The organism is Xanthomarina sp. F1114 (assembly GCF_026410255.1).
Classification (GTDB): domain Bacteria; phylum Bacteroidota; class Bacteroidia; order Flavobacteriales; family Flavobacteriaceae; genus Xanthomarina.
This window is the reverse complement of record NZ_JAPMLL010000008.1, coordinates 77,504-97,335: the sequence shown is the minus strand read 5'-3', so window position 1 is coordinate 97,335 and position 19,832 is coordinate 77,504. Positions and strand designations below refer to the sequence as shown.

The 19,832-nt window shown below is 34.4% G+C and carries 19 protein-coding genes; 7 read left to right on the top strand and 12 right to left on the bottom strand.

Translation table 11 applies throughout. The annotated features are described in order from the left end of the window. The first annotated feature begins 21 nt into the window (after window positions 1–21). On the top strand, window positions 22–831 hold the full coding sequence (locus tag OS188_RS08080; protein ID WP_267148324.1) for a DNA/RNA non-specific endonuclease: 810 nt from the start codon (window positions 22–24) through the stop codon (window positions 829–831). 31 nt (window positions 832–862) lie between these two features. Here the strand turns inward: OS188_RS08080 and OS188_RS08075 are convergent, their stop codons facing one another. From OS188_RS08075 to gcvP, 4 genes are all read right to left on the bottom strand, one after another. Continuing rightward, the gene (locus OS188_RS08075) at window positions 863–1,705 is read right to left on the bottom strand and encodes a glycosyltransferase family 2 protein (protein WP_267148323.1); all 843 of its coding nucleotides are present in this window, start codon (window positions 1,703–1,705) and stop codon (window positions 863–865) included. 24 nt (window positions 1,706–1,729) lie between these two features. Then, entirely contained in the window at window positions 1,730–2,251 is a 522-nt protein-coding gene (locus OS188_RS08070) for a class I SAM-dependent methyltransferase (RefSeq protein ID WP_267148322.1), read from the bottom strand. Window positions 2,252–2,325: 74 nt separating this feature from the next. Then, complete coding sequence (locus OS188_RS08065; protein ID WP_267148321.1) at window positions 2,326–3,384, bottom strand: 3-oxoacyl-ACP synthase III family protein; 1,059 nt, start codon at window positions 3,382–3,384, stop codon at window positions 2,326–2,328. A 179-nt stretch (window positions 3,385–3,563) separates the two neighbouring features. Beyond that, the gene (gene gcvP / locus OS188_RS08060) at window positions 3,564–6,413 is read right to left on the bottom strand and encodes an aminomethyl-transferring glycine dehydrogenase (protein WP_267148320.1); all 2,850 of its coding nucleotides are present in this window, start codon (window positions 6,411–6,413) and stop codon (window positions 3,564–3,566) included. Between the two features lie 187 nt (window positions 6,414–6,600). Between gcvP and OS188_RS08055 the strand changes: the two genes are divergently transcribed. Further along, the gene (locus tag OS188_RS08055) at window positions 6,601–7,434 is read left to right on the top strand and encodes a UbiA prenyltransferase family protein (RefSeq protein ID WP_267148319.1); all 834 of its coding nucleotides are present in this window, start codon (window positions 6,601–6,603) and stop codon (window positions 7,432–7,434) included. Here OS188_RS08055 and OS188_RS08050 read toward each other — a convergent pair. The 7 genes from OS188_RS08050 to OS188_RS08020 all read right to left on the bottom strand — a co-directional run bounded on the left by OS188_RS08050 (window position 7,414) and on the right by OS188_RS08020 (window position 13,818). After that, window positions 7,414–7,686: a hypothetical protein gene (locus OS188_RS08050; protein ID WP_267148318.1), complete on the bottom strand. Its 273-nt coding sequence runs from the start codon at window positions 7,684–7,686 to the stop codon at window positions 7,414–7,416. The two genes, OS188_RS08055 and OS188_RS08050, sit on opposite strands and share 21 nt — an antisense overlap. 2 nt (window positions 7,687–7,688) lie before the next feature. After that, the gene (locus OS188_RS08045; RefSeq protein ID WP_267148317.1) at window positions 7,689–8,246 is read right to left on the bottom strand and encodes a sigma-70 family RNA polymerase sigma factor; all 558 of its coding nucleotides are present in this window, start codon (window positions 8,244–8,246) and stop codon (window positions 7,689–7,691) included. 54 nt (window positions 8,247–8,300) lie between these two features. Beyond that, the gene (locus OS188_RS08040) at window positions 8,301–9,203 is read right to left on the bottom strand and encodes a TIGR01777 family oxidoreductase (RefSeq protein ID WP_267148316.1); all 903 of its coding nucleotides are present in this window, start codon (window positions 9,201–9,203) and stop codon (window positions 8,301–8,303) included. A 92-nt stretch (window positions 9,204–9,295) separates the two neighbouring features. Continuing rightward, window positions 9,296–9,799: a GbsR/MarR family transcriptional regulator gene (locus OS188_RS08035; protein WP_267148315.1), complete on the bottom strand. Its 504-nt coding sequence runs from the start codon at window positions 9,797–9,799 to the stop codon at window positions 9,296–9,298. A gap of 133 nt (window positions 9,800–9,932) precedes the next feature. After that, the gene (locus tag OS188_RS08030) at window positions 9,933–11,969 is read right to left on the bottom strand and encodes a M3 family metallopeptidase (protein WP_267148314.1); all 2,037 of its coding nucleotides are present in this window, start codon (window positions 11,967–11,969) and stop codon (window positions 9,933–9,935) included. A 209-nt stretch (window positions 11,970–12,178) separates the two neighbouring features. Beyond that, window positions 12,179–12,661, bottom strand: coding sequence for a 5-(carboxyamino)imidazole ribonucleotide mutase (gene purE / locus OS188_RS08025; protein ID WP_267148313.1), 483 nt, complete (start codon window positions 12,659–12,661; stop codon window positions 12,179–12,181). Window positions 12,662–12,663: 2 nt separating this feature from the next. Beyond that, window positions 12,664–13,818 carry a 5-(carboxyamino)imidazole ribonucleotide synthase gene (locus OS188_RS08020; RefSeq protein WP_267148312.1) on the bottom strand — a complete coding sequence of 385 codons (1,155 nt, stop codon included), beginning with the start codon at window positions 13,816–13,818 and terminating at the stop codon, window positions 12,664–12,666. A gap of 130 nt (window positions 13,819–13,948) precedes the next feature. Between OS188_RS08020 and OS188_RS08015 the strand changes: the two genes are divergently transcribed. From OS188_RS08015 to OS188_RS07995, 5 genes are all read left to right on the top strand, one after another. Further along, a complete protein-coding gene (locus tag OS188_RS08015) occupies window positions 13,949–15,058 on the top strand; it encodes an adenylate kinase (protein WP_267148311.1) in 1,110 nt (369 codons plus the stop codon). Window positions 15,059–15,159: 101 nt separating this feature from the next. After that, on the top strand, window positions 15,160–16,158 hold the full coding sequence (gene obgE / locus OS188_RS08010; protein WP_267148310.1) for a GTPase ObgE: 999 nt from the start codon (window positions 15,160–15,162) through the stop codon (window positions 16,156–16,158). Between the two features lie 6 nt (window positions 16,159–16,164). After that, a complete protein-coding gene (locus OS188_RS08005) occupies window positions 16,165–16,878 on the top strand; it encodes an ion transporter (RefSeq protein WP_267148309.1) in 714 nt (237 codons plus the stop codon). 43 nt (window positions 16,879–16,921) lie between these two features. After that, window positions 16,922–17,443, top strand: a complete 522-nt coding sequence (locus tag OS188_RS08000; protein WP_267148308.1) for a DUF4136 domain-containing protein — start codon at window positions 16,922–16,924, stop codon at window positions 17,441–17,443. An 86-nt stretch (window positions 17,444–17,529) separates the two neighbouring features. Further along, entirely contained in the window at window positions 17,530–18,255 is a 726-nt protein-coding gene (locus tag OS188_RS07995; protein ID WP_267148307.1) for an SDR family oxidoreductase, read from the top strand. A 176-nt stretch (window positions 18,256–18,431) separates the two neighbouring features. Here the strand turns inward: OS188_RS07995 and OS188_RS07990 are convergent, their stop codons facing one another. Then, window positions 18,432–19,832: a T9SS type A sorting domain-containing protein gene (locus OS188_RS07990; RefSeq protein ID WP_267148306.1), complete on the bottom strand. Its 1,401-nt coding sequence runs from the start codon at window positions 19,830–19,832 to the stop codon at window positions 18,432–18,434.

The following is a 19,832-nucleotide window of genomic DNA, read 5'->3' as shown; positions in this document are numbered from 1 at the left end:
AAATCTGGCAGGTTTTTTTATATGAACAAACGCAGTATATACTCCATAATAGGTGCTCTAATTCTTTCTAGCGTGTTATTCTTCGAGTTTTATTTAGACGAAAAGGAAAAGCAAGATAGTGTAGTTTCTGGTAAAACAGTAAAATCTGATACCAACGAATTCTTCTTGCCAACAAGCACCAGCGGACAAGTAATTCATCATGAAAGTTATTCCTTGTCTTATAGCGAGCCACACGAACAAGCCGAATGGGTAGCTTATGAACTTAAAAAAGAACATCTCTCTAATACCAATTTTACCAGACCGTACTTTGAAGTAGATCCAGCCGTAAAAACAGGAGCTGCTCATTGGCGAAACTATAAGAACTCAGGCTTTGATAGAGGACATTTATGTCCAGCAGGAGATAGGGCTTATAGTCAGGAAGCTTTTAACGAAACCTTTTTAACAAGTAATATCAGTCCACAAAATCATGAGTTCAATGCGGGTATATGGAACACTTTAGAGCAGAAAGTGAGATACTGGGCAAGTAAATACAACGGGGTGTTTGTGGTTACAGGGGGCGTTTTAGAAGACCAGTTAAAAACTATTGGTGATGAAAAAGTGGCAGTCCCAAAACAGTTTTATAAAATTTTGATCGACACCAACTCCGGAGAAACAAAAATGATTGCTTTTTTAATACCTCATGAAAACTCCAGAGATCCTTTATATAAATTTGTGGTTCCTGTGGATTCTATTGAAAAACTAACGGGAATAGATTTCTTTCCAGAATTAGACGATGTTTTAGAAAATAAACTAGAGGCTTCAGCAAGTTATAAAGGATGGAGTTTTAATTAATGAAATTATGCAAAGAAGATAGATGTTTTATTTAATTTCTAATCATACCCTTCCAGCGTGTTCTCCGAATAAACTCTCCTTGTTCTTCCGAAACTAAAAACGGAAGCTTTTCTCTTTTCGCTTTAAAATAACCCGCCATATAATCTGTAAAAAGATTGAAACTTTCTTTTTTATAGGCCAATTTTAAGGCAGAAATCAACGTAATTATAAACCCATAGCGCATTTTATACATGGCTTCTCCTTGTAGGTGCTTGGATGCTTTATTATAGCTTATTCCAGTAGGTTTTAAATGCTTGACATGTAGTGTTTGGTCTGTAAGTAGTTCCCAGCCGTAAAACTTGGCCAATAACTCGTCTACTGTGTCCCAACCCATGGACGGCTTGAGTTTTCCTATTTGAATAAAACAGGCTTTTCTATAAGCTTTTAAAGCCCCACGAATATGGTCTGTTCTGGTCAGATTCTCTAAAACCCAGGTGTCATTCTTTTCAATATAACAAAACCCAGAAACCATCCCAAGTTTCTCGTTATTATTAAAATGAAAGGCCAACTTCTCTAAATAATTGATCGGAAAAATTAAATCGGCATCAAACTTACAAATCACATTGAAGTCTTGATCTAAAGTTTTATAGCCTTGATAAAAGGCATTGATAATTTTTGAGCCCGGTAAATGTTTATCTGAAGAGCTTGTATTTATTAATGAGATCCAGTGATGTTTTGAAGTAAATTCTTCAACTATTTGTTGCGTGTTATCCGTAGAATTATCATTCACTACAACTACCTGTTTTGGTAATAGCGTTTGCGCAGTTAAAGAGCCAAGCGTTTGCTGGATGCAAGCTTCTTCGTTATGAGCAGGGATAACTATGTAGAAATTCAAAGGTTTAATAATTAAAATTCAACGCTAAATTCTTTTAGCATAAACAATATAATACCTCGGTGTAAACCATCGTAAAATAGGACGGATTCCAATTTTTTTTGTGGGATTGGTCCATTTTTGTCTGTCTATTATTTTCCATCCTGCCTTTTCTAAAAGCCAATCAAATTGCCAATCTTCAAACTCGTGATAATGCCTATCTCTCATATCTGTTTTGCTTCTATAGGCCGAAGAAAACCAGAGTTTTAAAGGCACACTGGCAACAAGTTTGTCGGCCTTTATAGATTTTAAAACGGTAAAAGGGGAGAGAAGGTGTTCAAATATTTCAAAAGCGGTTACCACATCTGCATCCGAGTTTTCAATGCCCGTGGTGTTTATGTCTAAATCTTCCCCTTGGGTATTTGTTACTTTAAAACCATGTTGTTTCATGATTTCTGTAAATGGATTTTCAACCCCCAAATCTAAAATGGTTGAATGGCTTGTAATATGTTTTTCAAGAAATTCGGTCGTGTGTTTAAAGCGCTTATTGGGATAGGTGTTTTCGTACATAATATGTCCTGCGAATGCAGGAATCTCATTTTATTTTCTGCATACCCAATAACTATTGGGAGAAATCTTGTTGGTTAAACTTTATAAACAATAGCATTAATATTCATTCCGGCACCAACACTGGCAAACATAATAACATCGTCTTTGTTAATGGAATGCCCTTCAAGTTCGCCTTTCAAAATTAAATCTAATAGGGTTGGAATTGTTGCCACGCTAGAATTTCCTAGTTTGTTAATAGTCATGGGCATAATATCTTTTGGCATGTCCATATTATATAATTTATAGAAACGTTGCACAATGGCTTCATCCATTTTCTCATTGGCTTGATGAATCAGAATCTTCTTTAAATCATGAATGCCATAACCACTTTTATCCAAACAGGATTTCATAGCAGCTGGTACATGATTTAAGGCAAATTCATAAATTTTTCTGCCATACATTTTAATATATTTACGCTGATCTGTAATTTCTGGATTATTCGTTTCTCCAAAATATATAAAATGAGCTTCGTCTAAGGCGTAGGTTGCGCTTTCATGAGTAATTATTCCGCCCTCATCGCTAGTTTTTTCAAGAACTACGGCCCCAGCACCATCACTATAAATCATGGAATCCCTATCGTGTTTATCAATAACACGAGATAGTGCTTCTGCACCAATGACCAGACATTTTTTTGCAATTCCAGACTTTATAAATGCGTTGGCTTGAATAAGACCTTCGTTCCAGCCTGGACATCCAAAAAGAACATCGTAAGCAACGCATTTTGGATTTTTAATTCCTAAAAGATGCTTCACTCTGGAGCCAATACTTGGAACCGTATCGCTTTGTTCAGTATTGTGTTTTACATCGCCATAATTATGACCCACAATAATATAGTCCAGTTCTTCTTGATCAATTTTTGAGTCTTCAATGGCTTTTTTAGCTGCAAAAAAAGCAAGATCAGATGTGGTTAAATGATCCTCGGCATATCGTCGTTCTCCAATACCAGTAATGGCTTTGAATTTCTCTATAATAACATCGTTTTGATGCTTGATAGACGAGCCGTCTTCATTTAGAAATTGATGACTTATAAAGTCTTCATTCCTTTCTATATTATTCGGAATATAACTCCCAGTTCCTGTAATTTTTATTGCCATTAGTTTGCTGTTAAATATTGGGCTAATGCTAAATTAATCATAAATTAATTGTTAGCATATTCATTTTTATAATAATAGCGTTTTTTTGTCAAATTCGTATTAATAAATGAATTTTTTAAGGGTTTTATAATTAAAAAGCCCTCAAAACGAGGGCTTTTTAATTTATAACTATTTGAAAGTTATGCCTCCATATACTCTTCAATTGGAGCGCAAGTACATATTAAATTTCTGTCTCCATAAGCATCGTTTACACGTCTTACAGTTGGCCAAAATTTATTATCTCTAATATAATCTAACGGATAGGCAGCTGTTTCTCTCGAATACGGCATGAGCCATTCAGAAGCTGTTAACATCTCTAAGGTATGAGGCGCATTTTTCAATACGTTGTTCTCATCGTCTTTTGTTGCTAAATCAATTTCTTTTTTAATGGATATCATGGCATCACAAAAACGATCCATTTCAGCTTTGCTTTCGCTCTCAGTTGGTTCTATCATTAAAGTTCCTGCTACAGGAAACGATACTGTTGGCGCGTGAAACCCGTAATCCATTAAACGCTTAGCAATATCAGATACTTCAATGCCATGGGCTTTAAAAGGTCTGCAATCTACAATCATTTCGTGTGCTGCACGACCACGTTCTCCAGAATACAAGGTGTCAAATTGTCCTTGTAAGCGTTGTTTGATGTAGTTGGCATTTAAAATAGCTGTTTTAGTGGATTGTGTTAAACCTTCAGCACCTAACATTTTAATATAAGCGTAAGAAATTAAACAAACTAAAGAAGAACCATATGGCGCACTGGAAATAGCAGTAATAGCCTGGTCTCCTCCCGTTTTTATAATTGGATTTCCAGGTAAAAATGGCGCTAATTGTTTGGCTACACAAATTGGACCAACGCCAGGACCTCCACCTCCATGAGGAATAGCAAAGGTTTTATGAAGGTTTAAGTGACATACATCAGCTCCAATATGTCCAGGATTTGTTAATCCTACTTGAGCATTCATATTGGCACCATCCATATAAACTTGTCCCCCGTTATCATGAATTATTTGTGTAATTTCTTTGATGGCAGATTCGTAAACACCGTGAGTAGACGGATAAGTTACCATAATACATGATAAATTATCTTTGTGTAATTCCGCTTTCTTACGTAAATCTTCAACATCGATATTTCCTTTGTCTGTAGATTTAGTTACAACTACTTTCATTCCAGCCATAACAGCACTTGCAGGATTAGTTCCGTGAGCTGAAGATGGAATTAAACAAATGTTTCTATGGTGGTCTCCACGAGATTCATGGTAAGCTTTAATAACCATTAAACCGGCATATTCACCTTGTGCTCCAGAATTTGGTTGTAAAGAAGTAGCAGCAAAACCTGTGATTTCAGTTAACTGGTCTTCTAATTCTTTTAAAATAATTTGATAACCTTCTGCCTGTTCTATTGGAACAAAAGGGTGAACACTGCCCCAGTTAGGTGAACTTAAAGGCAGCATTTCTGCAGCTGCATTTAATTTCATAGTACAAGATCCTAAAGAAATCATAGAGTGATTTAACGATAAATCCTTACGCTCTAATTTTTTAATATAACGCATTAATTCCGTTTCAGAATGATGGGAATTAAAAACATCTAAATTTAAAAAATCTGAGGTTCTCTGAAGATTCTCAGAAATATAATTTTCTTCTAATAGGGAGGTTACTTTAATAGTGTCCTTTCCAGCTGCTTCAGCAAAAATGGCAATAATTTCGTTGGCATCTTTTAAGTTAGTGGTTTCATTAATTGAAATGGTAACTGTATTGGCGTCTGGATAGAAGAAATTAACTTGATTTTTTTCTGCAAGGGCTTTTATTTTAGCACTATCGGCATGCACATTTAATGTATCAAAAAAGGAGGTGTTTGTTTGTTTAAAGCCTAATTTCTCTATGACATTAGAAACTGTAGTAGCTGTAGAATGAACCTTATTAGCAATAAATTCCAAACCTTTTGGTCCGTGATATACAGCGTACATTCCAGCCATTACTGCTAGTAACACTTGTGCAGTACAGATATTTGAAGTTGCTCTGTCTCGCTTAATATGTTGCTCACGTGTTTGTAAAGCCATACGTAAAGCACGATTTCCATTCATGTCTTTGGTAACACCAATAATACGTCCTGGAAGGTCTCTTTTATAAGCGTCTTTAGTTGCAAAATAAGCAGCGTGAGGTCCGCCATATCCCATTGGAATTCCAAAACGTTGCGTAGTTCCTACTACCACATCGGCACCAAATTTCCCTGGTGCTTCCAGCATAACAAGACTTAAAATATCGGCAGCAACAGCTACTTTAATATTTACGTCATTTGCTTTTTCTATAAAGGTTTTAATATCAGTAATCTGTCCGTTTTTACCAGGATATTGTAAGATTGCTCCAAAGAATTCTGTAGAAAAATCGAAAGTGTCTTCGTTACCAACTACTAATTCTATTCCTAGAGGAGTTGATCTGGTTTGAAGTAAAGATAAGGTTTGAGGTAAAATATTTTCCGAAACAAAAAACTTATTAACTTTAGCTTTCTTCTGCTCTCTTTCTCTAACAGCAAACAATAAGCTCATGGCTTCTGCTGCTGCCGTACTTTCATCTAAAAGAGAGGCATTGGCAAGCTCCATACCTGTAAGGTCTGAAACCATCGTTTGAAAATTTAATAAAGCTTCTAGACGTCCTTGAGCAATTTCTGCTTGGTAAGGCGTATATGCTGTGTACCAACCTGGGTTTTCAAGAATGTTACGTTGAATAACTGGAGGTAAAATAGTTGGGTGATACCCGAGACCTATATAGGTTTTATATGTTTTATTTAATTTAGATAACTCATGAATATGGGTTAAATATTCATATTCACTCATAGGCTCGTCTAAATCTAATGGCTTTTGTAATTTAATACCATCAGGAAGTGTTTCAAAAATAAGTTGATCCATAGATTCAACTCCAATAGCTTTAAGCATTTGGATTTGGTCTTCTTCTCTTGGACCAATGTGGCGAAGTGCGAAATTAGTTGTGTTCATTAAAATTTAGTTGTGTTATGTATCCGATTTCTCGAAAATTCCGTTTTAATGCACTATCATTTTTGTTAAGAATGATAGATGATTTTTAAAGTGCAAAATTACGCAATAATTCACGTTTTTTTGTTAATGATAACTAAAGTTTTTAACCAATTGAAAAGATTGTTAACAGTTTATGTACTTTTGTTTTATGAGTTTGGTGAAGCAAGTATTCAATTTTTATTTAGATAGTAGCATTCACGTGGCATTATCTGTCTTTGCCTTGTCGTGGATAACCCTGCTAGAATTTCATGTTCCTTATGATGAAACGGTGCTTTACTTTATATTTTTCGCCTCTGTTTCTGGTTATAATTTTGTAAAGTATTTTGGAAGAGCACGCTTTCATCACAGAAGTTTAACTAACTGGCTTAGAATGGTCCAGATATTTTCGCTTATATGTTTTCTGCTAATGTGCTATTTTGCTTGGCAATTAGAACCTGTTACCTTATTGGTTATTTTAGGTTTTGGACTTATAACTTTTTTATACGCTGTTCCGTTTTTACCTAAGAAACGGATGTACGATAGTCATAAAAACCTGAGAAGTATTAGTGGACTAAAAGTGTATATAATTGCTTCGGTTTGGGCAGGAGTAACAGTTGTATTACCTTTAATAAACAACAGGGTTTCTATACATGCAGATGTCATTATTACGGTTGTACAAAGATTTGTTTTTGTACTTGCTTTAATGATCCCTTTTGAAATTAGGGACTTAAATTACGACAGTATTAAATTGGCAACAATTCCTCAGCAGATAGGAATTAAAAAGACCAAAATAATAGGTGTTCTGCTGTTGATGATTTTTTTCTTTCTGGAATTCTTAAAGAATGACACCAACGAATATCAGATTTTAGCCTTACTAATAATAACTTTTATATGCTTGTTGTTTTTAATTTTTGCAAAGAAGAATCAAGCTAAGTATTACAGTTCTTTCTGGGTAGAAGGCATTCCGGTATTTTGGTTGGTATTACTCTTGTTGCTTTTTTAATTCTTGTTGGAGATTTTGTTCTAAAAATTGTTTTTCCTCAGTATTTAAACAAGTTACTTTAGAGGCATCAATAGCTTGAGTTAATTTAATATTTTGGTTGACATACTTTTTTGTTATTCTACACCAAAAATAACGCAGCCTAAGTTTAAATTTTTCCCAGGAAGAAGCCTCATTATACTGTGCTTTGTCACAAATATGTTGTGCTTCGTCACAGGATATAAACAAGTATGATTTTTTCTTTAGCTCTTTCATTATTATTTAAACCAGTTTTTTTCCATGCATTCTGCCATGGCTATTCTTGCTCTATGAACAATTACCCACAGATTAGACGGGGTGATATTCAAATCATTACAAATTGTTTCAGTTTCTAAACCTTCAATGGTTTTCATTCTAAAAACAGTAGCTTGTTTTTTTGGAAGCTTGCTTAAGCACATATAAATAGCTTCCCCAAGTTCGTCGTTAACTAGGTTGTCTTCTGCTGTTTTATAATCTGGGTCTGCAACTCTTTTTTCTAACCAACTTCCGTCATCATCCTCATCCGAATTAAATTCTACCCTAATTTCGGCCTGTCCTTTAATAGAATTAATTTTCCGATAGTGATCAATAATTTTTCGTTTTAAAATTGAAATCAGCCAGGTGCGTTCACTAGCTTCTCCTTTAAAATTCTTCATAGATTTTAAACCAGCAAAAAAAGTATCCTGAACCAAATCTTTGGCTTTCTCTCTATCGTTTACACGAGAAATAGTGAAATTGAAAAGATAATCGGAATACTTGTCTATCCATGTATTCGGATTTATGAGGTGTTTTGGCATAGTTCTTTTGAACAGTTTGCTTCAAAAATAATTAAATTATACCAATAAAAAGGTTTAGGTTTTTATTAAGTTAGATAATGCTTCCTCAATATTCGTAAATTTAAATTTAAATTGAGTCTCAAGAAGGCGTTTAGGAATCACATTTCTGCTTTTTAAAACTAATTCGGTTTCTGTGCCAATTAACTTAGCTCCAAAATTTAGTAGCCAAACTGGATGGTTTATTCCTATTGGAACATCGAGAACATTTCGTAATCCACGCATTAATGTTTTGTTATCTGTGGGCTTTGGTACACATAGGTTGAAGTTTCCTTCTAAAGATTCATGATTCATTAAATACTCTACGGCTCTAGCAAAGTCTTCTTGATGAATCCAACTTACTTTCTGATTTCCATTTCCTTGATATCCCCCTAAGCCAAGTTTAGTTAAACGTTTTAACGGAGTTAAGGCGCCGCCTGCTCTGCCTAATACTATGGCGGTTCGTAATGCTATTTTTCGTGTTCTTGTATTTTTAATGGCGTAAAATGATTTCTCCCATGATTTTGCAATGTTCATCGAGAAGTCATCACCAATGTCGCCATGTTCTTCATCCATTTTCTTGTTTATTGAATCTTTATAAATAGTTGCTGTTGAGGAGTTCAACCAGATGATTGGTGGATTATCACATAAATTAATAGCGACTCCCAAAATTTGAGTTGAATCAATTCTGGAATTATAAATTAGTTTCTTGTTCTTTTCAGTATATCGGCAATCAACAGATTTACCTGTTAGATTAATTAATGCATAGGTGTTTTCTAATTCCCTTGTCCAGTTCCCTAAACTTTTTGCGTCCCAATAAATGTCATTCTTTTTTATGGGCTTTCTAGTTAGAGTTTTAATAAAATAACCTTTACTAGAAAAGTGCTTTTCTAAAATTTGACCTAGAAATCCTGTTCCTCCGGCAATAATAATTGTTTTCATGATTAGACGGTTTTTGTAATAGTTGATGTTCGTTTAGGTATTATTAAACTTTCAGAAAATATTGAAACTACATTTTAAAAAAAACATTAAAATTATTTAATGAATTTTAATATAGATTTTGTTAACCAATTTTGTTTTTGGTTGACCATTTTGTTCATTATTGTATCCAAATCTTGTGTTAGTTCGTGTAAGGCTTTGGTTTGCTTTATTAACTCCTTTGTTTTTTCTGAACCATCATCTTTTATCGAAGAAACCTCGTTTAATACTTTTATTACAGGTTTAATTTCTCTTCTACTGCGCTCTTTAGCAATTATTCTTGCTAATTCTTGTACATCTTTTTCGGTTGTAAAAAACTCTTTTCGCTCCCCTGGAATTAGTTCTTTTACAACAACTCCCCAGTCTATAAGCTGGCGTAGGTTCATACTTGTGTTTCCTCTTGAAATTTGTAGTTCCTCCATAATATCTTCCATCGAGAGAGGTTGAGTAGAGATAAAAAGTAAAGCTTGAATTTGAGCCATGGCTTTATTAATGCCCCAAAGTGTACCTAAACTTCCCCAAGTACTTATAAACTTTGTCTTCGCTTCTTCGTAATTCATGCTTTTGTATTATTAATTTTTATTTAACTCTACAAATATATAATAATTTTTAAACTTTCAATAATTATTGAAAGTTTATTTTGTAAATAAGACCTGTTAGCTTTTTGAAAACTTAACAGGTCTTATTCCACTATTACTTCTTTATCAATCCAGCACGTTTTAATAAAGCGTCTGGTTGAGGTTCATGACCTCTAAAGCGCTTATAAAGAATCATAGGGTCTTCTGTACCTCCCTGAGATAAAACAAAGTCTTTAAATTTTGTAGCAACATCCGTATTGAAAATACCTTTTTCTATAAAGAATTCAAAAGCATCTGCATCCAGAACTTCTGCCCATTTATAACTGTAGTATCCCGAGCTATAGCCTCCTTGAAAAATATGAGAAAACGAAGTGCTCATACAGTTTTCTACGACATCTGGATATAGTTTGGTGTTTTCAAAAGCCTCTAATTCATGCGTTTTGACATTTTTGATATTCTCTGGTGTCTCACTGGCGTGCCAACTCATATCTAATAAACCAAAACTTAATTGACGTAAGGTTTGCATACCTTCATGAAAAGTAGCGGATGCCTTTATTTTCTCAATTAAAGCCATAGGAATTACTTCTCCGGTTTGATAATGAGTAGCAAATAACTCCAAAGCTTCTTTTTCATAACACCAGTTCTCTAACACCTGACTTGGTAATTCTACAAAATCCCAGAACACACTGGTTCCAGAAATACTCGGATAGGTGGTATTGGCTAACATGCCATGTAAAGCATGACCAAACTCGTGAAATAAAGTGGTTACTTCGTTAAAAGTTAAAAGTGAAGGTTTGCTTTTTGTTGGTTTTGTAAAATTGCAAACGATAGAAATATGCGGACGAGAATTTTCACCATCTTTTACATATTGAGGTTTATAAGAAGTCATCCAGGCCCCATTTCTTTTACCAGGTCTTGGAAAGAAATCGGCATAAAAAATGGAAACCAATTCGCCTTTGTCGTTTGTAACTTTATAGGTTAAAACATCTTCATGGTAGGTATCGATGGTCGAAATTTCTTCAAAATGCAAACCATATAATTTTTCCGAAATAGTAAAAACCCCCTGAATAACATTGTCAAGTTTAAAATAAGGCTTTAGCTTTTCGTCGTCTAAATCAAAGCGTTTCTGTTTTAATTTTTCGGCGTAATAGCCACCGTCCCATTTTTGTAATTGGTCAATACCATCTAATTCTTTAGCAAAATCTTCTAATTCTTTAAATTCCTTCAAGGCTGCAGGTTTTGCTTTTTCCAGAAGTTCGTTTAAAAAAGTTTTTACTTTCTCTGGAGTTTTAGCCATACGCTCTTCAAGAACAAAATGCGCATGTGTTTTATACCCCAATAAATTAGCTCTTTTATGACGCAACTTAACAATTTGTAAAACGTTTTCCTGATTGTCTAAAGCATCGTTTTTAAAAGCTTTTGCTCCAGAAGCAATAGCTAGTTGTTTACGCAGGTCTCTGTTGTCCGCATAGGTCATAAAAGGAATGTAGCTCGGGTAATCTAAAGTGATTAACCAGCCTTTTTGGTCTTTAGATTCGGCTAATTGCTGGGCAGCTTCTTTGGCACCTTCCGGTAAACCAGATAAATCTTCCTCATTGGTAATTAGCATGTCAAACTTATTGGTTTCTGCCAATACATTTTCGCCAAAGTTCAATTTTAACTGACTTAATTTTTTATCAATATCTCGTAGTTCTAGCTTTTTCTCTTCAGATAAATTGGCACCGTTTCTTGAAAACCCTTTATATTTTTTGTCTAAAAGCGTCTTTTGTTCGGTGTTTAGAGTCAAGCTATCTTTTTCCTTGTAAACAGACTTGACACGTTTAAAGAGCTCTTCATTTAAAGTAATATCGTTACTAAATTCTGATAGAAGAGGAGATACTTCTTGAGCTATTTTTTGAATTTCTTCGCTGGTCTCGGCAGAATTTAAATTAAAAAAAATACTTGAAATCCTATCTAATTCCTCTCCAGAAAAATCTAAAGCCTCAATCGTGTTTTTAAAAGTTGGCGTTTCAGAGTTATTTGTAATGGCATCAATTTCTTGTTTTGCTTTTTCTATAGCTTCTGTAAAAGCTGGCAAGAAATGTTCATTTTTAATTTTTGAAAATGGGGCGGTTTGAAATTCTGTATCGAAAGGTTTATTTAAGATATTCATTTAAAAAATGGTTCTATTTAACAATCAGAGCCTTACTTTTCTTACAAGGTGACAAAGATTGAAATTATTAACTTTATTTTATGATAGTACGTTGTTTAAAATACAATATATGTGACTATTTTTGCATCAGATTTTTCATGAGAGTTTAAGTGACTCTTTAAAATAATTGATTAATAGCGTTTAAAACCTCGACCACAAGTCGAGGTTTTTTATTTTAAATCTTCTGCAGATTGAATCACTTTGGCTTTTAAACTTTCTTTATAAGCAATTATTCTATCCAAGACAATTGGGTCTGAGCTACCCATAATCTGAGCTGCTAAAATTCCAGCATTTTTTGCACCGTTTAAGGCTACTGTGGCTACAGGAACTCCCCCAGGCATTTGTAAAATAGATAAAACAGAATCCCATCCATCTATAGAATTACTACTTTTTACGGGTACACCAATAATTGGAAGGGGAGATAAAGACGCTATCATTCCTGGTAAGTGTGCAGCACCTCCGGCTCCAGCAATTATAACCGAAAAACCACGGGTATGTGCATGCTTGCCATAATCGAATAGTTTTTCTGGCGTTCTATGTGCTGAAACAATGTCTACCTCCACATCAATTTTTAATTCCTTCAAAATATCAATGGCTTCTTGCATAACTGGCAGGTCGCTTTTGCTTCCCATAATAATTCCTACTTTGCTCATAATTACTCGCTTATAACTTTAATCGTGTTTTTAACTTTCTCTGCAATCCTTCTGGCTTCATTTAAATCTTGATTCACAATAGTAACATGCCCCATTTTTCTAAAAGGTCTGGTTTGTTTTTTACCATAAATATGTGGTGTTACTCCAGGCAATTTCATAATGTCATCTATGTTTTGGTAAACCACATTTCCAGTATACCCTTCGGCTCCTACTAAATTGACCATAACAGCGCCTAGCTGACTGTCTGTTTTTCCTAAAGGTAAATTTAAAATAGCTCTAATATGTTGTTCAAATTGCGAAGTATAACTCGATTCAATAGTATGGTGTCCAGAATTATGAGGTCTTGGTGCTACTTCGTTAACAATAATCTCATCGTCCTGGGTTTGGAACATTTCTACAGCCAATAAGCCAACATGATTAAATGCCTGAGAGACGTTTAATGCAATTTCTGTAGCCTTTTTAGCAACTTTCTCCTCTATTCTTGCCGGACAAATAACATATTCAACCTGATTGGCTTCTGGATGAAATTCCATTTCTACAACAGGATAAGTAACAACTTCACCATTAAAATTTCTGGCAACAATAACTGCTAGTTCATTTTTAAAAGGAATCATGTCTTCCGTAATGCATTCCACATTTGGCAAATCTTTTAAATCGGCTTCTGTTCTAATAATTTTTACGCCATTACCATCGTAACCAAATTGAGCGCTTTTCCAAACAAATGGAAATTTTAAACCGCCATTAGTTACAGCATCTATAATTTCTGAAGCATAGGCAAATCTCGAAAAATTGGCCGTTGGAATATCGTGATCTCTATAAAATAATTTTTGAGTGGATTTGTTTTGAATAGTGCGAAGCGTTTTAGAAGAAGGATAAACTTTAACACCTTCCTTTTCTAAAGCCTCAAGTGCATCTGTGTTTACATTTTCAATTTCGAAAGTCAGTATATCTACTTGCTTTCCAAAATTGTAAACCGCATCAAAATCCATTAAATCTCCTAAAAAGAACTCATTACAAGCCATTTTGCTTGGCGCCTCGTTACTAGGATCTAAAATAGTTGTATAAATATCAAATTTTCGGGTGTCGTAAAGTAACATTTTACCTAGCTGTCCACCACCAATAATACCTAGTTTGAAACTTGATGAGAAAAAATTCATTTTGTTAGATTTTTCACAAAAGTACAAATCAAATGCCTTTGAAAAAACTAAATCTAAAACAATCTAAATGAGAATTCGTAAAACCTTAATCAAATGATTATCTTTGCATTTCTAAAAAAAAATATATCAAGTGGTCAAACTTCACGATTTACAATTCAAGCCGTTTATTTCAGAAGAAGAAATACAGAAAACTGTACAGCGTATGGTTCAGGAAATTGCCAACGACCTAAAGGACGAAGTACCTGTGTTTATTGGTATTCTGAACGGTTCGTTTATGTTTGTTAGCGATTTTGTAAAAAAATATCCAAAACCTTGTGAAGTCACTTTTATTAAATTAGCTTCTTATGAAGGTGTAAAATCGACCGAAGATATCCAGCGCTTAATTGGCTTAACTCAAGATCTAAGCGGAAGAACGGTTGTTATCTTAGAAGATATTATCGATTCTGGAAACACCTTAGAAGAAGTTCATAGAATATTTAAAAGTGAAAATGTAAAACAATTGATTATCGCTACCTTGTTTTACAAACCAACAGCATATAAAAAAGATTTTAAATTACATTATGTAGGGATTGAAATACCAAATAAATTTATTGTAGGTTATGGCTTAGATTACAATGGGTTGGGTAGAGATTTACCAGCAATATATCAACTAAAAACAACACAACATATGACGAATATCGTACTATTTGGCCCTCCAGGAGCTGGAAAAGGAACACAAGCTAATTTTTTAAAAGAAAAGTATAATTTGGTACATATTTCTACGGGAGATGTGTTTCGTTTTAATATAAAAAATGAAACAGCTTTGGGAATGATTGCTAAATCTTATATGGATAAAGGAGAACTAGTTCCAGACCAAGTAACAATCGATATGTTAAATGCCGAAGTTGAAAAAAATGCGGATGCTAAAGGCTTTATTTTCGATGGGTTTCCACGTACAAATGCCCAGGCAGAAGCTTTGGATAAATTGATGGACTCTAAAGACTCTCAAATTGATGCCATGGTTGCCTTGGAAGTGGACGACGAGATTTTAGTAGAACGCTTATTGGAAAGAGGAAAAACTAGCGGTCGTCCAGACGATGCTGACGAAGGCATTATTAGAAATAGAATTAAAGAATATTATAGTAAAACAGCTATTTTAAAAGATTACTATACAGATCAAAATAAGTATTTTGGCGTGGATGGCGTTGGAAGTATTGAAGATATTACCAAGCGTTTAAGTGATGTAATCGATAAATTATAAGAATATCTTTAATTGCTTTACCTATTTTTAATAGGTAAATGCAAGATCTAAAAAACAATTAGTTTCATTTAATACAATGTCCACTGTAGTGGAAAAATAATATGACAGAAGGAAATTTCGTTGACTTTGTAAAACTGCATGTATCTTCCGGAAATGGAGGTAAAGGTTCTGCGCATTTACACCGGGAGAAATTTATAGAAAAAGGAGGTCCGGATGGAGGAGATGGAGGACGTGGAGGTCATGTTATAATGCGTGGAAATGCAAATCTTTGGACGCTTTTTACCTACAAATTTAAAAGACATTTTAAAGCTGGGCATGGCGAGCATGGTGGTAAAAGTAGAAGTACTGGTGCCGATGGACAGGATGTGTATATGGATGTGCCTCTGGGAACTTTAGTTAGAGATAGAGAAACCAACGAAGTCCTTTTTGAAATTACCAAAGATGGGGAAGAAAAAATTATTGCTCAAGGTGGTTTAGGTGGACGTGGTAACTGGCACTTTAAATCGTCTACAAACCAAACACCAAGATATGCTCAACCAGGAATTCCAGGGCAGGAAATTGATATTGTTTTAGAACTTAAAATTTTAGCAGATGTTGGTTTAGTAGGTTTCCCAAATGCGGGGAAATCAACCTTGCTTTCTGTACTAAGTGCAGCCAAACCTAAAATTGCAGATTACGAATTTACCACCTTGAAACCCAACTTAGGAATTGTAGAATATCGCGATTTTAAAACCTTTGTAATGGCAGATATTCCTGGAATTATTGAAGGTGCTGCTGAAGGAAAAGGACTTGGTCATTACTTTTTGCGTCATATTGAAAGAAACTCAGTTTTATTATTTTTAATTCCTGCAGATGCTCCAGATATTAGAAAACAATACGATATTCTAGTGGATGAATTAAAGCGTTACAATCCGGAAATTCTAGATAAAGAGCGTTTTGTGATTATCTCTAAAAGTGATATGTTAGATAGCGAACTAAAAGCAGAACTAAAGGCAGAATTAGACAACACACTTCCAGTGGAATATATGTTTATTTCTTCGGTAGCGCAACAAGGACTTACCGAATTAAAAGATAAACTTTGGAAGATGCTGAACGAGTAGTTTTTTATGAAAGAACGCATAAAAAATATTGTTGAGATAAACGATAATAAAGCAAGTAAGTTCTTTGCTATCTTTATTCAGATACTTATTTTAATTTCTATTGTAACCTTTACTTTAGAAACCACTCCCGATTTAGAACCTAAAACGCGCTTTATCCTCTACCTTATAGAGGTTTTTTGTGTCGTTATTTTTACTGTAGAATACATTTTAAGAATCTATGTTTCTGATAAAAAGCTAAAATTTATTTTTAGCTTTTATGGTCTTATAGATTTATTTGCCATTCTGCCTTTCTATTTAAGTTTTGGAGTCGATTTACGCTCGTTAAGAGCTTTGCGTCTTCTAAGATTATTACGGGTGTTTAAATTAGTGCGTTATAACCGTGCTCTGAATCATTTTACAAATGCCATAAAATCGGCCAAAGAAGAGATACTTTTATTTCTTTTTATCACTCTTATTTTAATTTATTTTTCGGCAGTTGGTATTTATTATTTTGAAAACGAAGCACAACCCGAGCATTTTGCTTCGATCTTAGATAGCCTGTGGTGGGCTATTGTAACACTAACTACAGTGGGTTATGGAGATGTTTATCCAATTACTGCCGGGGGTAAAATATTTACTTTCTTTATATTACTTATAGGTTTAGGTATAGTTGCTATTCCAACGGGAATTATTTCGTCTGCACTTACAAAATCTGTGGACCATAATGAAACTAAGGAATAATTTTGTTTTCATTTAAGGAGGATTTCTTATCTTTAAAATAAAAATGAAAAAGTTAGCCTCAATATTTTTTCTATTTATCTGCTTGTCCTGCGGTGTTAGCGTGAATTTCGATTACGATAAAACCACCGATTTTTCCAAATACAAATCCTATAGTTACTTTACTAATATGAATACAGGCTTGAGCGAATTCGATTCCAAACGCTTATTTAAAGCATTGGATGATGCTATGGCTTCTAGAGGATTTATACTTTCAGTAAACTCCGATTTTATTATAAATATTAAAAGCTCTACTTATGAAGATGCATACAATAACTCCTCTCTTGGCGTTGGTGTTGGAGGTGGAGGAGGAAATGTGGGAGGAGGCATTTCTGTAGGAATCCCTATTGGTCAAGCTAATATGTCTAGACAAATTAAATTCGAGTTTGTAGATGCTAATACCAATCAGTTATTTTGGCAAGCTATTACTAGCGAGTCTGATGTTCCTAGGGATTATCCTGAAGAACGTGAGGCAAAATTCAGAGAAATTGTAGCTAAAGTATTAGAAGGCTTTCCACCAAAAAAATAGGAACAACTTTATCATTTTCATAACATTTCAAAATACCTAAGCCCAGTTTCATTTTGTAACTTTGAGTTCATATTAAAATATAAACTATGGACGGATTACAAAATAAAGTGGCTCTTATTACAGGAGGCACAAAAGGTATAGGATACGGAATTGCTCAATCTTTAATTAATCAAGGTATTCATGTTGCTATTACTAGTAGAAGTTTAGCGGCTGCAGAAGCTGCTGCAAAGCAATTGCAGCAAGACGCTAAAACGACAGCTAAGGTCATTGGTTTGGAAGCCGATGTGCGTAGTTTAGAAAGTCAGGAAAAGGCGGTAAAACAGGTTGTAGAACAGTTTGGGAAATTGGATATAGTATTAGCCAATGCGGGCTTAGGTCACTTTGGTAGTATCGAAGAGTTAACAAAAGAGCAATGGGAAGAAACCATCGACACCAATTTAACAGGAGTTTTTAATTCGATAAAAGCGAGTGTGGATGCCTTAAAAGAAACAAAAGGCTATTATATTACCATTTCAAGTTTAGCTGGTACTAATTTCTTTGCCGGTGGCTCTGCATATAATGCTAGTAAGTTTGGTGTTACTGGATTTACTCAAGCTGTTATGCTCGATTTAAGAAAATATGGTATAAAAGTTAGTACTATTATGCCTGGATCGGTTTCTACACATTTTAACGGAAACGAGCCAGACGAAAATGACGCCTGGAAAATTCAAATTGAAGATATAGGAGAGCTGGTTGTAGATTTATTAAAAATGAATCCAAGAACTCTACCAAGTAAAATTGAAGTAAGACCAACCATGCCTTCAAGCAAATAAAATGCTGTCATTTAATGAATCTTATCTCGTTTCGAAACAGCAATCCACTTACTTAGGTCCAATTTTATTAATTTAAAAACGACTTACTAATTAGAACGTAAAACAATGAAAAAAGAGGCTTAAAAGGCCTCTTTTTTATTTATTAAGATGAAGTTATATAGTAAGTTAAAATGTCATTAATTTTTAATAAGTTTTTTATTAGCAATTAGGACTTTGTTTGAGTAAAAATTAACCAGATAAACTCCTGCACTAAATGTGCTGATATCTATGGTTGAATTTTCATTGTTTGAAATATCAGTAGTCAATATTTTTTTACCATCTAGACTAATAATTTCAATAGTTAAGTCAGCGCCTAAGGTATTTTTAAATGAAAAATTTACCAGGTCTTGAGATGGATTTGGAAACATAGAGATACTTAAGTTATTTTCTTCACTTGTAACTTCGGCAATTCCAATAGTCGACATATTAATGTTCCAATTTACCGTATATGCATGTATGGTTTCATGATTATCGATTCTTTGAAGCGGGGTATTATCTGTTACTACTACAGTTAAACTGTTGGCGCCCTCAGTTACATCGGATTCTAAAAGACTGATATGGTCCACATCTGAAGCAAAAGCATTCGAATTAAGTGACCATGAGCTTTCTAAAGTATTTGGTAAAGGACTGTTTAAAAATAAATTAAACTCAAGAGGGAAATTTGGATCTTCAATAGGACTGCTATTAGGGGAATAAGCGTCTATTGGCGAAACAAGATCGTGTATCTTTTCTATAACTCCTTCTTTACAAACAGCGCAAAAAGAGTTCCCCAAAACACGCATTTTACATGCTTGATGAGGTCTGTACCAGGTTGAGCACGCTCCACTTCCAGGTGGGCAATAGGCGTAAATTCCAACCCCATTACTAGCTATCCAATTGGTCCACTTTACTAAATCAGGATTGGTTTCTTGAGTCATATTTATGCCCTCTTCGGCCAATATATCTCCTGGATAGTACTCGTCTTTTAAATTAACAAGCGAATGACCAATTTCATGAATGGCAATTTCACTGGCATATTCTCCTGTTGAGGCTATTGGAAAAGCGCCACCACTTCCACCGTAATAAGGGGCGTTTACAAGTAATAGACCTTGATCGTATAGGGGAAAATTATCTGCTAAAACACTCATTATAGTGGCAGAATTTTCTGTGTATAACAATCTATGTGTTCCATAACTATCATAACTGGTGCCAAAATAATTGTCTACTACAGTTATTGGAACATCTGCACAATTTTCTATGTCATTGGCATTTCCTGGGTGACTGGCACCACTTTCGTTGGAAGGAACTTTAATAATATAGACATTAAAATAATCGCTATATTCAGAGAAAGGCGACTGGCTAAACAGGTCTGTCATAAAGTTACTAGCATCTGTTTCAAATTTATCAAATTCGCTGGCTTGATAGCCATCTCCCATAATAACAATATTGATGCGATTATCCATATCGCCAGAATATTTGATGTATTCACCTTCAAATACCTGGGCAAAAGAAATTTGAAAAACTAATAAGGTAAGGAGAGAGAGTAATGTGTGTTTCAT